The sequence below is a fragment of the Pseudomonas sp. MF09156 genome, assembly GCF_059862305.1.
Window position 1 is genome coordinate 116,689 of the sequence record NZ_JCBCUR010000015.1, and the last position, 14,011, is coordinate 130,699.

Sequence of the window (14,011 nt, forward strand, 5' to 3'; positions counted from 1 at the left end):
CCATATACTGAGGCAGCCTCTTGTTTTGCGTGAGGCTCAGACCGCTATCGCAGGCAAGCCAGCTCCCACATTCTGAATGTGTTCACCCTTCCAAATGTGGGAGCTGGCTTGCCTGCGATAAGGCCCGTCCAGGCACCCGAGAACCCCAGCCATGCACTTTGACCTGACCGACCTGCGCCTCTACCTGCACATCCTCGACACCGGCAACATCACCGCCGGCGCCGCCCGCAGCCACTTGTCCCTGGCCGCCGCCAGTGCGCGCATCCGCGCAATGGAGGCCTCACTGGGCGTCGAGTTCCTGCAGCGCGGCCGCCGTGGCGTGACCCCGACGGCCGCCGGTAACGCCCTGGCCCGGCACGCGCGCCTGCTGTTGCAACAGGCCGAACGCCTGCAACAGGAGCTGGCGGAATACGCCAACGGCGTCAAAGGCCAGGTGCGCCTGCTGTGCAACACCACCGCCCTCAGCGAATACCTGCCGGAGTTGCTGGCGGATTTTCTCTGCGCCCACCCCAACCTCGATATCGACCTGCAAGAGCTGCCCAGCCTGCGCATCACCCACGCCCTGCGCCAGGGCGCGGCGGACCTGGGGATTATTTCCGATGCGGTGGACACCCATGGCTTGCAGACCCGGCCGTTTCGCGATGACCCGCTGGTGTTGATCCTGCCGACGGGTCACGCGCTGACGGCCGGCGCGCTGAGTTTTATCGACAGCCTGCCCTACGACTACGTGGGCCTGGCCGCCGACAGCGCGCTGGCGGTGTACTTGGAGGAACAGGCCCTGCACGCAGGCTTTCGCTTGCAGACCCGGGTGCGGGCCGATGGTTTTGATGGGGTGATGCGCATGGTCGCCCGTGGCGCGGGCCTGGGAATTGTGCCGCTGGCCGCGTTGCAGCGCTGGCCCCGCGCGCGGCCATTCCAGGCCCAGCCCCTGACGGAGGACTGGGCCTGTCGCAAACTGCTGCTGTGCGCGCGTTCGTTCGAGCAGTTGCCGGGTTACGCCAGGGCCTTGCTCGATGCCTTGTCCGTGCCTTTGCGGAAAAACACGTAATACACCGCCGAGAGAATCAACAGGAACGGCACGCCAAACACCAGGGTCATCTTGAACGCTTCGGTGAAGAACGTGGTGATCATCACCGCGCCCATCAGCACCAGCCCCAGCAGCGTGCTGTAGGGAAACAGCCGCAGCTGGAACGACAACTTCGGCCCGCCGTGGCGCTTGCGGTAGCGGCGGAAGAACAGGTGCGTGAGGAAGATCATGAACCAGGTGAAGATCGCGCCAAACATCGAGATGGCCATCATCAAGGTGAAGGAGCTTTCCGGGTACACCACGTTGAGCAGGGTCGCCAGGGCGATGCCCGAACTGGACAGCAACAGGGCATTGAGCGGGATCCCGTTCTTGCTCAGGGCGCCCATGGATTTTGGCGCGAAGCCGGCGCGCGACAGGCTGAACATCATGCGCGTGGTGATGTAGAGCTGGCTGTTCATGGCCGATAGCGCGGCAATCAGGATCACGAAGTTCATCACCCCGGTGGCGCCGGGAATGCCAATGGTCTGCATCACCGTGACAAACGGGCTCTGGCTCTGCCCGGACTGGTTCCAGGGCACGATGGCCAGCATCAGCGCCAGAGTCAGCAGGTAGAACACCACCAGCCGCACAATCGTCGCGCGGAAGGCTTTTTTCACCGCCTGCTCAGGGTTGGCCGCTTCGCCCGCCGCCACCGCGATCATCTCCACGCTCAGGTAGCTGAAGATCGACACGATCACCGCGATCCACATGCCACTCAGGCCATTGGGGAAAAACCCGCCATGGGCCGTGTAGTTCTGCACCCCGTAATCCGGGTTGCCGGAGCCGAACACCACATACACCGCGAGGATGATGAAGCCGACAATCGCGCTGATCTTGATCGTCGAGAACCAGTATTCGAAGTTGCCGAAGGTCTTGACGCTGATGGCGTTGAGCACGATCAGCACACTGGAGAAGGAGACGATCCACACCCATTCCGGCACGTTGGCGAACCAGTACTTCATGTACATCGCCACCGCCGTGACCTCGGCGCCCACCGCCAGCACAATCGCCGCCCAGTAGGCATAGCGCACCAAAAAACCGGCCAGGGGGCTGATGTAGAACTCGGCGTAGGCGCCAAAAGAGCCGGAGGTGGAATGGGCCACCGTCATTTCCGCCAGGCAGCCCATCAACAACAAGGTGATCAACGCGCCGATGGCGTAGCTGACCAGCACGCTGGGCCCGGCATAGCCGATGGCGTAGGCACTGCCCATGAACAGCCCGGTACCGATGGCGCCACCGATGGCGATCATGCTCATCTGCCCGGAAGTGAGCTGGCGCCGCAGGCCCAGTTCGCGGTTGGTGATTGCTGCAAAGCCGTTGTCTGGCGTGGTCACGTGCGTGCCCCTTTTATTATTGTGATTGTTACTGCTGGCCAAGCACCTGTGGGAGCTGGCTGTGGGAGCTGGCTTGCCTGCGATGCAGACACCTCGGTAGTCAGTCGGACCGAGGCGATTTCATCGCTGGCAAGCCAGCTCCTACAAGGGTTTTGTGGTGTTTTCAGGTGACGCTGTGGCGCACCTTGAATTGTGGCTGGTCCCAGGTTTTTTCATCGAGGATTTCGCCAAGGATTTCTACCGCATCCCACACCTCGGTAAAGCTGGTGTACAGCGGGGTAAAACCAAAGCGCATGATCTTCGGCTCACGGTAGTCACCGATCACCCCACGGGCGATCAGGGCCTGGACGATGGCGTAGCCTTCAGGGTGTTCAAAGCTCACATGACTGCCGCGCCTGGCGTGCTCGAGCGGGGTGATCAACGTCAGGTCATGGGCCGCGCAGCGGCTTTGCACCAATTCGATAAACAGGTCGGTCAGCGCCAGGGATTTGCGGCGCAGGCTGGCCATGTCGGTCTGGGCGAAGATATCCAGGCCGCACTCGACCATCGCCAGCGAGGTGATCGGCTGGGTGCCGCACAGGTAGCGGGTGATGCCTTTGCCGGCCACGTAGTTGGACTCCATGGCGAACTGGCGGCTATGGCCGAACCAGCCCGACAACGGCTGCGTCACCAACTCGACCAGCGCCGGGTTGACCCAGACAAACGCCTGGGAACCCGGGCCGCCGTTGAGGTATTTGTAGGTGCAACCAATGGCGTAGTCGGCGCCGGCCTGGTGCAGGTCAATCGGCACCGCGCCCGCCGAATGCGCCAGGTCCCAGATCGCCAGCGCGCCGCACTCGTGGCTCAGGGCGGTCAGCGCCTGCATGTCGTGCATGTAGCCGGTCTTGTAGTTGACGTGGGTGATCATCACCACGGCGGTGTCCTGGTCGATGGCCGCCGGCAGTTCGTCCGGGCTGTTCACCAGGCGCAGGCTGTAGCCCTGTTGCAGCAGTGCCGCCAGGCCTTCGGCGATGTACAGGTCAGTGGGGAAGTTGCTTGCTTCGCTGACAATCACCTTGCGCTGCGGCTGGCGTTGGCGCTGCACGCTCAAGGCGGCGCTGAGCACCTTGAACAGGTTGATTGAAGTGGTATCGGTAATCACCACTTCGGCCTCGCCCGCGCCGATCAGCGGCGCCAGGCGGTTGCCCAGGCGCTGGGACAGGTCGGCCCAGCCGGCGCTGTTCCAGCTGCGGATCAAACCATTGCCCCACTCCTCGGCAATCACCGCTTGTGCCCGCGCAAGCGCCGCCACCGGGCGTGCGCCGAGGGAGTTGCCATCGAGGTAGATCACCCCTTCCGGCAGCGCAAATTGATCGCGCAGTGGCGCCAGCGGGTCTTGGGCGTCGAGGGTCTGGCAATGATTTCGGCTGGTCATGAAAAGTCCTGTTTTTATAGGTGACGATGGACCAAATAATGAACGAAGATTTGCAGAATTTTCGTGCAAAGTGCGCTACAACTGGCTTAATAAGCTGTAGGAAATTCGAATTTAACCTCCAAATACGCGGATTAATTCTAAGCATGATTCTCGACGCCACCGACCTGCGCCTCCTGCATTTCCTGCAACAGGATGGCCGTATCAGCAACCAGGAACTGGCGGAGAAAGTCGCCCTGTCGCCGTCCGCCTGCCTGCGCCGCTTGCGCCTGCTGGAAAGTGAGGGGGTGATCAGCGGTTATCGCGCGGTGCTCAATGCCGAGCAGTTGGGGATCGAGCTGGAAGCCATCGTCCACCTGTCGTTACGCCAGGATGTGGAGGACTGGCACGAGACGTTTATCAAGAAGGTCCAAGGCTGGCCGGAAGTGGCCAGTGCCTATGTGATCACCGGCGCCAGTAACTATGTGCTGCGGGTGCAGGCGCGCAACCTCAAGCACTTCTCGGACTTTATCGTGAACCACCTGAACCGCACGGCGGGGGTGATGGATATCCGCTCGGAGATCGTGTTGCAGAAGATCAAGGACCGGGATGAGGTGCTGGACCTGGTCGTACGCAAATAACCAACACACCGCTGATCACCTGTGGGAGCTAGCTTTTGTGGGAGCCGGGCTTGCCCGCGATACAGACACCTCGGTTTATCTGCAATACCGAGGCGACACCATCGCAGGCAAGCCAGCTCCCACAAAAGCCCGCTCCCACATTTTTTTACCGTGTTCAGTCTTCGAGGGCGCGTACGCGTTGCATGCGTGTTTGCTCTACGGGCGCGGCCGCCGGCTGCAACTCGAAGTCGAAATCAATCTGCGCAAACTTGCCCTCCACGCCAAACTCCCGCGCCAGCTGCGGGTCTTCGCTGAAGCGAATTTCGGCAATCAGTTCATCCCGGGTCGCGTAGGCAAAGTCATCATGCAGATACGGATCATCCGACAGGTTGATCTGCGTGGTCAGGTGCCGATGCCCCGGTGCCGAGATGAAGAAGTGGATATGCGCCGGCCGCTGGCCGTGGCGCCCCAGTTGATCGAGCAACTGCTGGGTCGGGCCGGTCGGTGGGCAGCCGTAGCCAGACGGCACGATGCTACGGAAACGATAATTGCCCTGGGCGTCGGTCTCGATCCGGCGACGCAGGTTGAATTCCGATTGCGATGGGTCGAACCAGGAGTAAGTACCGCCGGTGTTGGCCTGCCACACATCCACAATCGCCCCGGCCAATGGCTTGCCGTTGATATCGCGCACTTGCCCGCGCATAAACAGCGGCACGGCCGCATCCAGGCCATCGTCCAGCCGCGCCTCGTACTTGGACAGCGGCGCACCCGCCACGTACAGCGGCCCTTCGATGGTGCGCGGGGTGCCGCCGGATTTGCCGGCTTGCTCGTCGGCGGCGTCCATCAACAGGTCCAGGTAATGCTCCAGGCCCAGGCCCGCAGCCAGCAGCCCGGCTTCCTGGTTCTTGCCCAGTTCGTTGAGGTAGTTGACCGCCTTCCAGAACTCTTGCGGGGTCACTTCCAGGTCTTCGATGATATTTACCGTATCGCGCAGGATCCGGTAGATCAGCGCCTTGGCCCGTGGGTTGCCGGCGTCATTGAGGTTGCCGCTGGCTTCTTCGAGGAAGCGTTGGGCGTGGGCAGTCTGGGACAGTCGAATGGACATGGTGCAATCCTCATCTTGTAATTATTAGGTGGCTAGACAGACTCAGCGATCATCCTCATGGATCGACGACGGATGCCGGCACAGGGCATTCACTTCGATGGCCATGTAGGGATAGAGCGGCAGTTGCATCAGCAGGTCATGCAGTTCCTGCACGCTGTCGACATCGAACACGCTGTAGTTGGCGTACAGCCCGGCGATGCGCCACAGGTGGCGCCATTTGCCCTGCGCTTGCAGGCGTTGGGCCAGGGCTTTTTCGTCGGCCTTGAGGGCCGCCGCACGCTCGGGGTTCATGTCCACGGGCAGGTTTACGGTCATTTTTACGTGAAACAACATCGCAGGCGTCCTCTTAATGTTTGTCGCGACGGAAGAACGCCAGGCGTTCCTCATCGATGGCCAGGCCCAGGCCCGGGGCGGTCGAGACATGCAGGTGGAAATCGCGATACACCAACGGCTCGCTGAGGATGTCCTCGGTCAGCAGCAGCGGGCCGAACAGCTCGGTGTCCCACGCCAGTTTATTGAGGGTGAGAAACGCGTGGGCCGAGGCCAGGGTGCCGATACCGCCTTCAAGCATGGTGCCGCCATACAGGCCGATACCCGCCGCCTCGGCAATCGCCGCCGTGCGCAATACTGCGCGCGGGCCGCCGTTTTTCGCGATCTTCAGGGCGAACACCGAGGCCGCGCCTTCGCGGGCCAGGTTGAAGGCATCTTCGACACATTCAATGGACTCGTCGGCCATGATCGGCGCCGGGCTCGAGAGGTTGAGCCGGGCCATGCCGCCACGGTTATTGCGCGAGATGGGCTGTTCGATCAGGTCGATACCGTTATCGCCCAGCACCTTGCAGGCGCGCAGGGCCACGGCTTCGTCCCAGGCCTGGTTGACGTCGACGCGCACGCTGGCGCGCTCGCCCAGAGCTTTTTTGATCGCGACCACATGGGCCAGGTCCTGGCTGACTTCACCGGCGCCGATCTTCAATTTGAAGATGCGGTGGCGGCGCAGGTCGAGCATTTTTTCGGCTTCGTCGATGTCTTTTTGCGTATTGCCGCTGGCCAACGTCCAGGCCACCGGCAGGGCATCGCGCACGCGGCCGCCGAGCAGCTCGCTGACCGGCAGGCTCAGGCGCTTGCCAAGGGCATCGAGCAAGGCGCTTTCGATGCCGGACTTGGCAAAGGTGTTGCCACGGATGCTGCGCTCCAGGCGCAACATGGCGGCGTTGATGTTGCTGGCATCCTGGCCGATCAACAGCGGCGCGAAGTGTTGGTCGATATTGACCTTGATGCTGTCGGGGCTTTCGTTGCCGTAGCTCAGGCCACCGATGGTGGTGGACTCGCCGATCCCTTCGATGCCGTCGGCGCACCGCACGCGGATAATCACCAGGGTCTGGTTTTGCATGGTGTGCATCGCCAGCTTGTGCGGGCGGATGGTGGGGAGATCGACGATGATGGTCTCGATCGACTCGATGGCGCAAATCGGCATGGCAATACCCGTTGGGTTCTTTATAGGTCTTGCCCGATTCTGTCGCCCATTGTTGCTGGCTTCCAATATAGAATTGGTCTCGAACAATACCCTCAAGGTATGAGAGGAACCCGTATGGAACTGCGCCACCTGCGTTACTTCCAGGTGCTGGGGGAAACCCTGAACTTCACCCGCGCCGCCGAACGCCTGCACATCGCCCAGCCGCCGTTGAGCCGGCAGATCCAGCAATTGGAAGACGAACTGGGCGTGGTCCTGCTGGAGCGTGGCCGCCCGCTGCGGCTGACCGAAGCCGGGCGGTACTTCTATGAGCACGCCAATGTGCTGCTGGAGCAATTGGCCAAGACCTGCGACAACACCCGGCGCATCGGCCTGGGGCAGAAGACCTGGCTGGGCATCGGTTTTGCCCCCTCGACCCTGTACGGCGTGTTGCCGGAGCTGATTCGCCGCCTGCGCAGCCATGACGCGCTGGAACTGGAGCTGGGGCTGTCGGAGATGACCACCCTGCAACAGGTCGAAGCGCTCAAGGCCGGGCGTATCGACGTGGGCTTCGGGCGGATTCGCATTGATGACCCGGCCATCGTCCAGCGCGTGTTGGTCGAGGATCGGCTGGTGGCGGTGTTGCCGGCCGGGCATGCGCTGCTGGGCGCACCGGTGACCCTCGCGCAACTGGCCGCCGAGCCGTTGGTGCTCTACCCCGGCAACCCACGCCCCAGCTACGCCGACCATGTGATCGCACTGTTCGACACCCACGGCCTGGCGATCAAGGTCGCGCAATGGACCAACGAGTTGCAGACCGCCATTGGCCTGGTCGGGGCGGGCATGGGGGTGACGCTGGTGCCGGCGTCGGTGCAGATGCTGCACCGGGCGGATATCGGCTATACGCCAATTGTCGAGGCCACGGCGACTTCGCCGATCATTCTCAGCCGGCGGATCAATGATCAGTCGCCAGGGCTGGGTCATTGCCTGCAATTGGTGGAAGAGCTGATCTGAAACAGCCCAGCCACCAATAATACCCTGTGGGAGCTGGCTTGCCTGCGATAGCGGTGGATCAGTCACCAGATTCTTTGACTGCCCTACCGCTATCGCAGGCAAGCCAGCTCCTACATTTTGATCCGCTGTGTGTTCAGGCACCGCGCATGCGTCGGGCGTCGTTACGCTGCAGCGTCTGGCTGGGGGATTCGTCGAACAGCTTGCGGTACTCCGCCGAGAATCTTCCCAGGTGGGTAAAACCCCAGCCCAGGGCGATTTCAGAGATGGTGCGGGTGGCGCCATGCTCGAGAATTTCCTGGCGCACCGCGCTCAGGCGGTACTTCTTCAAGTAGGCCATGGGTGACAGCGCGAAGTATTTGCGAAACGCATCGAACAGCTTGAACCGCGACACCCCGGTGGCCGCCTCCAGGTCTTCCAGGTGCAGCGCTTCGCGGGCGTTGTCGTGGATGTATTGGCGAGCGCGGACCAGGTAGTGAGGCAGCTTGACCCCCAGCACGTCGCGCAGCTCTTCGGAGTAGTTGTTCGGCTGGGCCAGGATCAGGCCCTTGATCAGCGAGCTTTCCAGGTCGCGGGTAAACGCGGCCTGGTCGTATAGCTCGCTGCTGTGCTCCAGCTCAGCGATAAAGTGCCGCGCCATGCGCCACCACGCCGCCGGTGCACCCTGCACCGCATCCATCACCGACTCAAAGCGCAGCGGCGCATCAATCGGGCGCTGCAACAGGCCCTCCAGGGTTTCGCTCATCGCCGCGCGGGTGATTACCACTTGCAGCTTGCGGCAGTCGCCGGAGATCGCCAGCACCTGGTGTTCATTGGGCGAGATGATCACACCCTGGTCGCGGTTGGAGCTCAGGCGCTGGCCCCCCTTGCTCAACTCCTGCTCGCCCACCAGCGGCAGGCTCAGGCTGTAGCTGCGAAAGTGCTCGGCGTCTTCGATATCGATGGTCACGTCAGTGCCGTACTCGATCACCCCAAGCGTGGTGGCGCGGGACTTGAACACATTGGCACTGTGGTGGAAGCGCAGGCGCTCCGGGGTGGCGGTTTCCAGCCGATGGGGCCCGCAGATGCCGGACATCCAGCTGCGGGCGCCTTCAAGGTCGAAACGTTCAATACGGATATCGCGTGTATGGCTACTCATCAGGTTGCACTCACGGCGGTTGTGGCCAGCGCGCTCTGACGGCGCGTCCGGTGGATCAAGGCAAGTTCTGCGCCACGTCGGGCACTTGTCCACTGGGTGGATAGCGAGCGTCGACTATGTGGATAAGAAGCCGGCTTTTGCGACAATTGCCTGGCCAGACAGTAGCGCATTCCCCGGCGCCGTTGCACCTGAGTGGGTACTTGCTCCCCAACTATGCGGCCCATCTTCCCCCATTAAGCGGATAGCTGGCCGCCCCCCTGCCCGCCTCTAATGAACCACCGATTAGCTACCCAATAAAAGGTGCCTCCCATGAGTGGTGCAAGAAGCGTCGAGCAGTGGAAAACGTTTATCGAAAGCTGCCTGGATTTTCGTCCGGCCGAGGGTGTGTTCCGCATCGCCCGGGACATGTTCACCGAGCCCGAGCTGTTCGACCTGGAGATGGAACTGATCTTCGAAAAGAACTGGATCTACGCCTGCCACGAAAGCGAACTGGCCAATAACCACGACTTCGTAACCATGCGCGCCGGGCGCCAGCCGATGATCATCACCCGCGACGGCGAAGGCCAGCTCAACGCCCTGATCAACGCCTGCCAGCACCGCGGCACCACCCTGACCCGTGTCGGCAAGGGCAACCAGTCGACCTTCACCTGCCCGTTCCACGCCTGGTGCTACAAGAGCGACGGGCGCCTGGTGAAGGTCAAGGCGCCGGGGGAATACCCGGAGGGTTTCGACAAGGCCACCCGCGGCCTGAAGAAGGCGCGCATCGAGAGCTACAAGGGCTTTGTGTTTATCAGCCTCGATGTGACTGGCACCGACAGCCTGCAAGACTTCCTTGGCGATTCCAAAGTGTTCTTCGACATGATGGTCGCGCAGTCCGCCACCGGTGAGCTGGAAGTGCTGCCCGGCAAGTCGGCCTACACCTACGACGGCAACTGGAAGCTGCAGAACGAAAACGGCCTGGACGGCTACCACGTCAGCACCGTGCACTATAACTACGTGGCCACGGTGCAGCATCGCCAGCAGGTCAATACGGAAAACGGCAGCGCCTGCGGCAGCACCCTGGACTACAGCAAACTCGGCGCCGGCGATGCCAATACCGATGACGGCTGGTTTGCCTTCAACAACGGCCACAGCGTGTTGTTCAGCGACATGCCCAACCCCAGCGTGCGCTCCGGCTACGCCACCATCATGCCGCGCCTGGTGGCAGAACACGGCCAGCAAAAGGCCGAGTGGATGATGCACCGCCTGCGCAACCTGAACGTCTACCCGAGCCTGTTCTTTCTCGACCAGATCAGCTCGCAACTGCGCATCATCCGCCCGGTGGCGTGGAACAAGACCGAGATCATCAGCCAGTGCCTGGGGGTCAAGCACGAGTCCGACGCCGACCGCGAAAACCGCATCCGCCAGTTTGAAGACTTCTTCAACGTGTCCGGCATGGGCACCCCGGATGACCTGGTGGAATTTCGCGAAGCCCAGCGCGGCTTCCAGGGCCGCCTGGAACGCTGGAGCGATATCTCCCGGGGCAGCCATCGCTGGGAAACCGGGCCGACGCCCAACAGCGAAGCCATCGGCATCCAACCGGCCATGACCGGTACCGAATTCACCCACGAAGGGCTGTACGTCAACCAGCACCGCAACTGGCAGACCTTCCTGCTGGACGGTCTGGACGCACAGTCGTTGAAACTGCACGAGGTGAAATGATGAGCGCGCAATTGCAGTATCAGATCGAGCAGTTTTTCTACCGCAAATCCGAGCTGTGCGACGCCCAGGACTGGGACGCCTACGTGCAGTTGTTCGACCCGCAGAGTGAGTTCCACCTGCCGCAGTGGGACTCGGAGCACGTCTACACCCGCGATCCCAAGCGCGAGATGTCGCTGATCTACTACGCCAACCGTTCGGGCCTGGAAGACCGGGTGTTCCGCCTGCGCACCGGCAAGGCCGCGTCCGCCACGCCGATGCCGCGCACCTTGCACCTGATCAATAACGTGCGGATCGCCGAGCAGGCTGATGGCTGCCTGCAGGTGCGGTTGAACTGGCACACGCTGTTTTATCGGCTGGCGATGTCGGAGCAGTTCTATGGCCACGCCACCTACACCCTCAAGCCCCACGGCGACAGCTGGCTGATCACGCGCAAGCATGCGCTGCTGCTCAATGACACGATCAACTCGGTGCTGGATTTCTACCACCTCTGACGTTGACGCCCTCCCTGCAACTGTAGGAGCGAGCTTGCTCGCGAAAAAACCAAGGGCTGCGCGTGCATTCAGGATGCCCGCGCCATCGTTAACGTTTTTCGCGAGCAAGCTCGCTCCTACAGGTATTACCCAATCCATGGAGAACGGTGGATGAATCACAAAGTGGCCTTCAGTTTTGCCGATGGCAAGACCTTGTTCTTTGCGGTGGGCAGCAACGAAATCCTGCTGGATGCAGCATTGCGCAGTGGCATCAAGATCCCCCTCGATTGCCGCGAAGGCGTGTGCGGCACCTGCCAGGGGCGTTGCGAGTCCGGCGACTACAGCCAGGACTATGTGGATGACGAGGCCTTGTCCAGCCTCGACCTGCAACAGCGCAAGATGCTCAGTTGCCAGACCCGGGTCCAATCGGATGCGGCGTTTTACTTCGATTTCGATTCGAGCCTGTGCAATGCGCCAGGGCCGGTGCAGGTCAGCGCCAGGGTCTGCGAGGTGCAACAGGTGTCGGCCAGCACCGCGATTCTGGCGGTGCAACTGGAGCAGGCCCTGGACTTTCTGCCGGGGCAATATGCGCGCCTGTCGATCCCCGGCACCGAGCACCAGCGCTCCTACTCCTTCGCCAACCGCCCGGGCAACCGCTTGCAGTTTTTGATCCGCTTGCTGCCGGACGGGGTGATGAGCAATTACATACGCGAGCGCTGCCAGGTCGGCGATGAAATCACCCTGGAGGCACCGCTGGGTGCGTTTTATCTGCGGCACGTCACCCAGCCACTGGTGCTGGTGGCCGGCGGCACCGGGTTGTCGGCACTCTTGGGGATGCTCGATGAATTAGCCGAGCGCGGCTGCGAGCAACCGGTGCACCTGTATTACGGGGTGCGCGGGGCCGAGGATTTGTGCGAGGCCGAGCGCATCAAGGCGTATGCCCAAACCCTGCGCGGTTTTCGCTACACCGAAGTGCTCAGCGACCCATCGCCGCAGTGGCCTGGCAAGCGCGGCTATTTGACCGAGCATTTCGACCTGGCCGAATTGCGGGATAGATCGGCCGATATGTACGTCTGCGGCCCCCCTCCAATGGTCGAATCGATCAAGAAGTGGCTGCAAGAACAGGCACTTGATGGCGTTCAGCTGTATTACGAAAAGTTTACCGAGAGTAATATCTGACCCCTCAGCAGTGAGGGGCGGGTCTGGCGTGCAGGATCAACCCTGAAAAAAACAAGTAGAAGGGAATGTTAATGGCGGATGACATGGTTAACCCGGTGGGCCTCAAGCGTGGCCTGAAAAACCGGCATATTCAGCTGATTGCCCTGGGCGGAGCGATTGGTACGGGCTTGTTCCTCGGTTCGGCCGGGGTGCTGAAGTCGGCGGGGCCGTCGATGATCCTGGGCTATGCGATAGCCGGGTTTATCGCGTTCCTGATCATGCGCCAGTTGGGCGAGATGATCGTCGAGGAACCGGTCGCCGGCTCCTTCAGCCACTTCGCCCACAAGTACTGGGGCGGCTATGCAGGCTTCCTCGCCGGCTGGAACTACTGGGTGCTGTATGTGCTGGTGGGCATGGCCGAATTAACGGCGGTGGGCAAGTACATCCAGTTCTGGTGGCCGGAAATACCGACCTGGGTCAGCGCGGTGGTGTTCTTTATCGCAGTGAACCTGATCAACACCCTGAACGTGAAGTTCTTCGGTGAGACCGAGTTCTGGTTCGCGATCATCAAGGTAGTGGCGATCATCGGCATGATCGTGCTCGGCTGCTACCTGCTGTTCAGCGGTACCGGCGGCCCGCAGGCCTCGATCAGCAACCTGTGGGACCACGGCGGCTTCTTCCCCAACGGCGGCATGGGCCTGCTGATGGCGATGGCGTTCATCATGTTCTCGTTCGGCGGCCTGGAGCTGGTGGGTATTACGGCTGCCGAAGCCAGCGAGCCGCGCAAGGTGATCCCCAAGGCGATCAACCAGGTGGTGTACCGGATCCTGATTTTCTACGTCGGCGCCCTGACCGTGCTGCTGTCGTTGTACCCATGGGATCAACTGCTGCAAACCCTCGGCGCGTCCGGCGATGCCTACAGTGCCAGCCCGTTCGTGCAGATCTTCTCGTTGATCGGTAACGACACCGCCGCGCACATCCTCAACTTCGTGGTGCTGACCGCCGCACTGTCGGTGTACAACAGCGGCGTGTACTGCAACAGCCGCATGCTGTTCGGCCTGGCCGAGCAAGGCGACGCGCCCAAGGCGCTGATGAAGCTCAACAAACAAGGCGTACCGTTGCGCGCCCTGGGCATTTCGGCCTTGGTGACGTTGCTGTGCGTGGTGATCAACTACGTGGCACCCAAGGATGCACTGGTACTGTTGTTTGCCCTGGTGGTTGCTTCGCTGATGATCAACTGGGCGCTGATCAGCCTGACGCACATCAAGTTCCGCAAGGCCATGGGCGAGCAAGGCGTGGTGCCGTCGTTCAAGACCTTCTGGTTCCCGTTCAGCAACTACCTGTGCCTGGCGTTCATGCTGGTGATCGTTGGCGTGATGCTGGCCATCCCGGACATGCGCCCCTCGGTGTATGCGATGCCGGTGTGGGTGGGGATTCTCTTTGCGGCGTACTGGTTGCGTTCGAAGAAAGCCAAGGCCGTCGCCGTCGCACAATAACCTGTGTAGGAGCTGGCTTGCCTGCGATGGCATCGACTCGGTCTAACTGGATGACCGCGCCGCCTGCATCGC

General features: G+C 61.8%; 13 protein-coding genes. 7 read left to right on the forward strand and 6 right to left on the reverse strand.

Annotated elements, in window-relative coordinates; translation table 11 throughout:
- The first annotated feature begins 151 nt into the window (after window positions 1-151).
- Complete coding sequence (locus AC19YY_RS24655; protein ID WP_169955128.1) at window positions 152-1,048, forward strand: LysR substrate-binding domain-containing protein; 897 nt, start codon at window positions 152-154, stop codon at window positions 1,046-1,048.
- On the opposite strand, the gene AC19YY_RS24660 is transcribed toward AC19YY_RS24655, so the two are convergent.
- Window positions 994-2,400, reverse strand: coding sequence for an amino acid permease (locus tag AC19YY_RS24660; RefSeq protein ID WP_500605023.1), 1,407 nt, complete (start codon window positions 2,398-2,400; stop codon window positions 994-996). The two genes, AC19YY_RS24655 and AC19YY_RS24660, sit on opposite strands and share 55 nt — an antisense overlap.
- A 163-nt stretch (window positions 2,401-2,563) precedes the next feature.
- The gene (gene kynU / locus AC19YY_RS24665) at window positions 2,564-3,814 is read right to left on the reverse strand and encodes a kynureninase (protein WP_492634075.1); all 1,251 of its coding nucleotides are present in this window, start codon (window positions 3,812-3,814) and stop codon (window positions 2,564-2,566) included.
- 143 nt (window positions 3,815-3,957) lie between these two features.
- On the opposite strand from kynU, the gene AC19YY_RS24670 reads away from it, so the two are divergent.
- A complete protein-coding gene (locus tag AC19YY_RS24670; protein ID WP_017531067.1) occupies window positions 3,958-4,431 on the forward strand; it encodes an Lrp/AsnC family transcriptional regulator in 474 nt (157 codons plus the stop codon).
- 154 nt (window positions 4,432-4,585) lie between these two features.
- Here the strand turns inward: AC19YY_RS24670 and catA are convergent, their stop codons facing one another.
- The 3 genes from catA to AC19YY_RS24685 are packed head-to-tail and all read right to left on the reverse strand — an operon-like array spanning window position 4,586 to window position 6,989.
- The gene (gene catA, locus AC19YY_RS24675; RefSeq protein WP_169955131.1) at window positions 4,586-5,515 is read right to left on the reverse strand and encodes a catechol 1,2-dioxygenase; all 930 of its coding nucleotides are present in this window, start codon (window positions 5,513-5,515) and stop codon (window positions 4,586-4,588) included.
- 42 nt (window positions 5,516-5,557) lie between these two features.
- Complete coding sequence (gene catC / locus AC19YY_RS24680) at window positions 5,558-5,848, reverse strand: muconolactone Delta-isomerase (RefSeq protein ID WP_029299901.1); 291 nt, start codon at window positions 5,846-5,848, stop codon at window positions 5,558-5,560.
- Between the two features lie 13 nt (window positions 5,849-5,861).
- Window positions 5,862-6,989: a muconate cycloisomerase family protein gene (locus AC19YY_RS24685; RefSeq protein ID WP_170043669.1), complete on the reverse strand. Its 1,128-nt coding sequence runs from the start codon at window positions 6,987-6,989 to the stop codon at window positions 5,862-5,864.
- 114 nt (window positions 6,990-7,103) lie between these two features.
- On the opposite strand from AC19YY_RS24685, the gene AC19YY_RS24690 reads away from it, so the two are divergent.
- Complete coding sequence (locus tag AC19YY_RS24690) at window positions 7,104-7,979, forward strand: LysR family transcriptional regulator (protein ID WP_170043670.1); 876 nt, start codon at window positions 7,104-7,106, stop codon at window positions 7,977-7,979.
- A gap of 133 nt (window positions 7,980-8,112) precedes the next feature.
- Here the strand turns inward: AC19YY_RS24690 and AC19YY_RS24695 are convergent, their stop codons facing one another.
- Window positions 8,113-9,114, reverse strand: coding sequence for an AraC family transcriptional regulator (locus AC19YY_RS24695; protein ID WP_169955134.1), 1,002 nt, complete (start codon window positions 9,112-9,114; stop codon window positions 8,113-8,115).
- 309 nt (window positions 9,115-9,423) lie between these two features.
- On the opposite strand from AC19YY_RS24695, the gene antA reads away from it, so the two are divergent.
- The 4 genes from antA (at window position 9,424) to AC19YY_RS24715 (ending at window position 13,939) form a co-directional block, all read left to right on the forward strand.
- Window positions 9,424-10,815 (forward strand): anthranilate 1,2-dioxygenase large subunit, encoded by a 1,392-nt coding sequence (antA, locus tag AC19YY_RS24700; protein WP_169955135.1) that lies wholly within the window; start codon window positions 9,424-9,426, stop codon window positions 10,813-10,815.
- A complete protein-coding gene (gene antB, locus AC19YY_RS24705; RefSeq protein ID WP_169955136.1) occupies window positions 10,815-11,306 on the forward strand; it encodes an anthranilate 1,2-dioxygenase small subunit in 492 nt (163 codons plus the stop codon). Before antA ends, antB begins: the two co-directional genes overlap by 1 nt.
- 150 nt (window positions 11,307-11,456) lie before the next feature.
- Entirely contained in the window at window positions 11,457-12,464 is a 1,008-nt protein-coding gene (gene antC / locus AC19YY_RS24710; RefSeq protein ID WP_099169834.1) for an anthranilate 1,2-dioxygenase electron transfer component AntC, read from the forward strand.
- Window positions 12,465-12,535: 71 nt separating this feature from the next.
- A complete protein-coding gene (locus AC19YY_RS24715; RefSeq protein ID WP_169955137.1) occupies window positions 12,536-13,939 on the forward strand; it encodes an amino acid permease in 1,404 nt (467 codons plus the stop codon).
- Window positions 13,940-14,011: the final 72 nt, after the last annotated feature.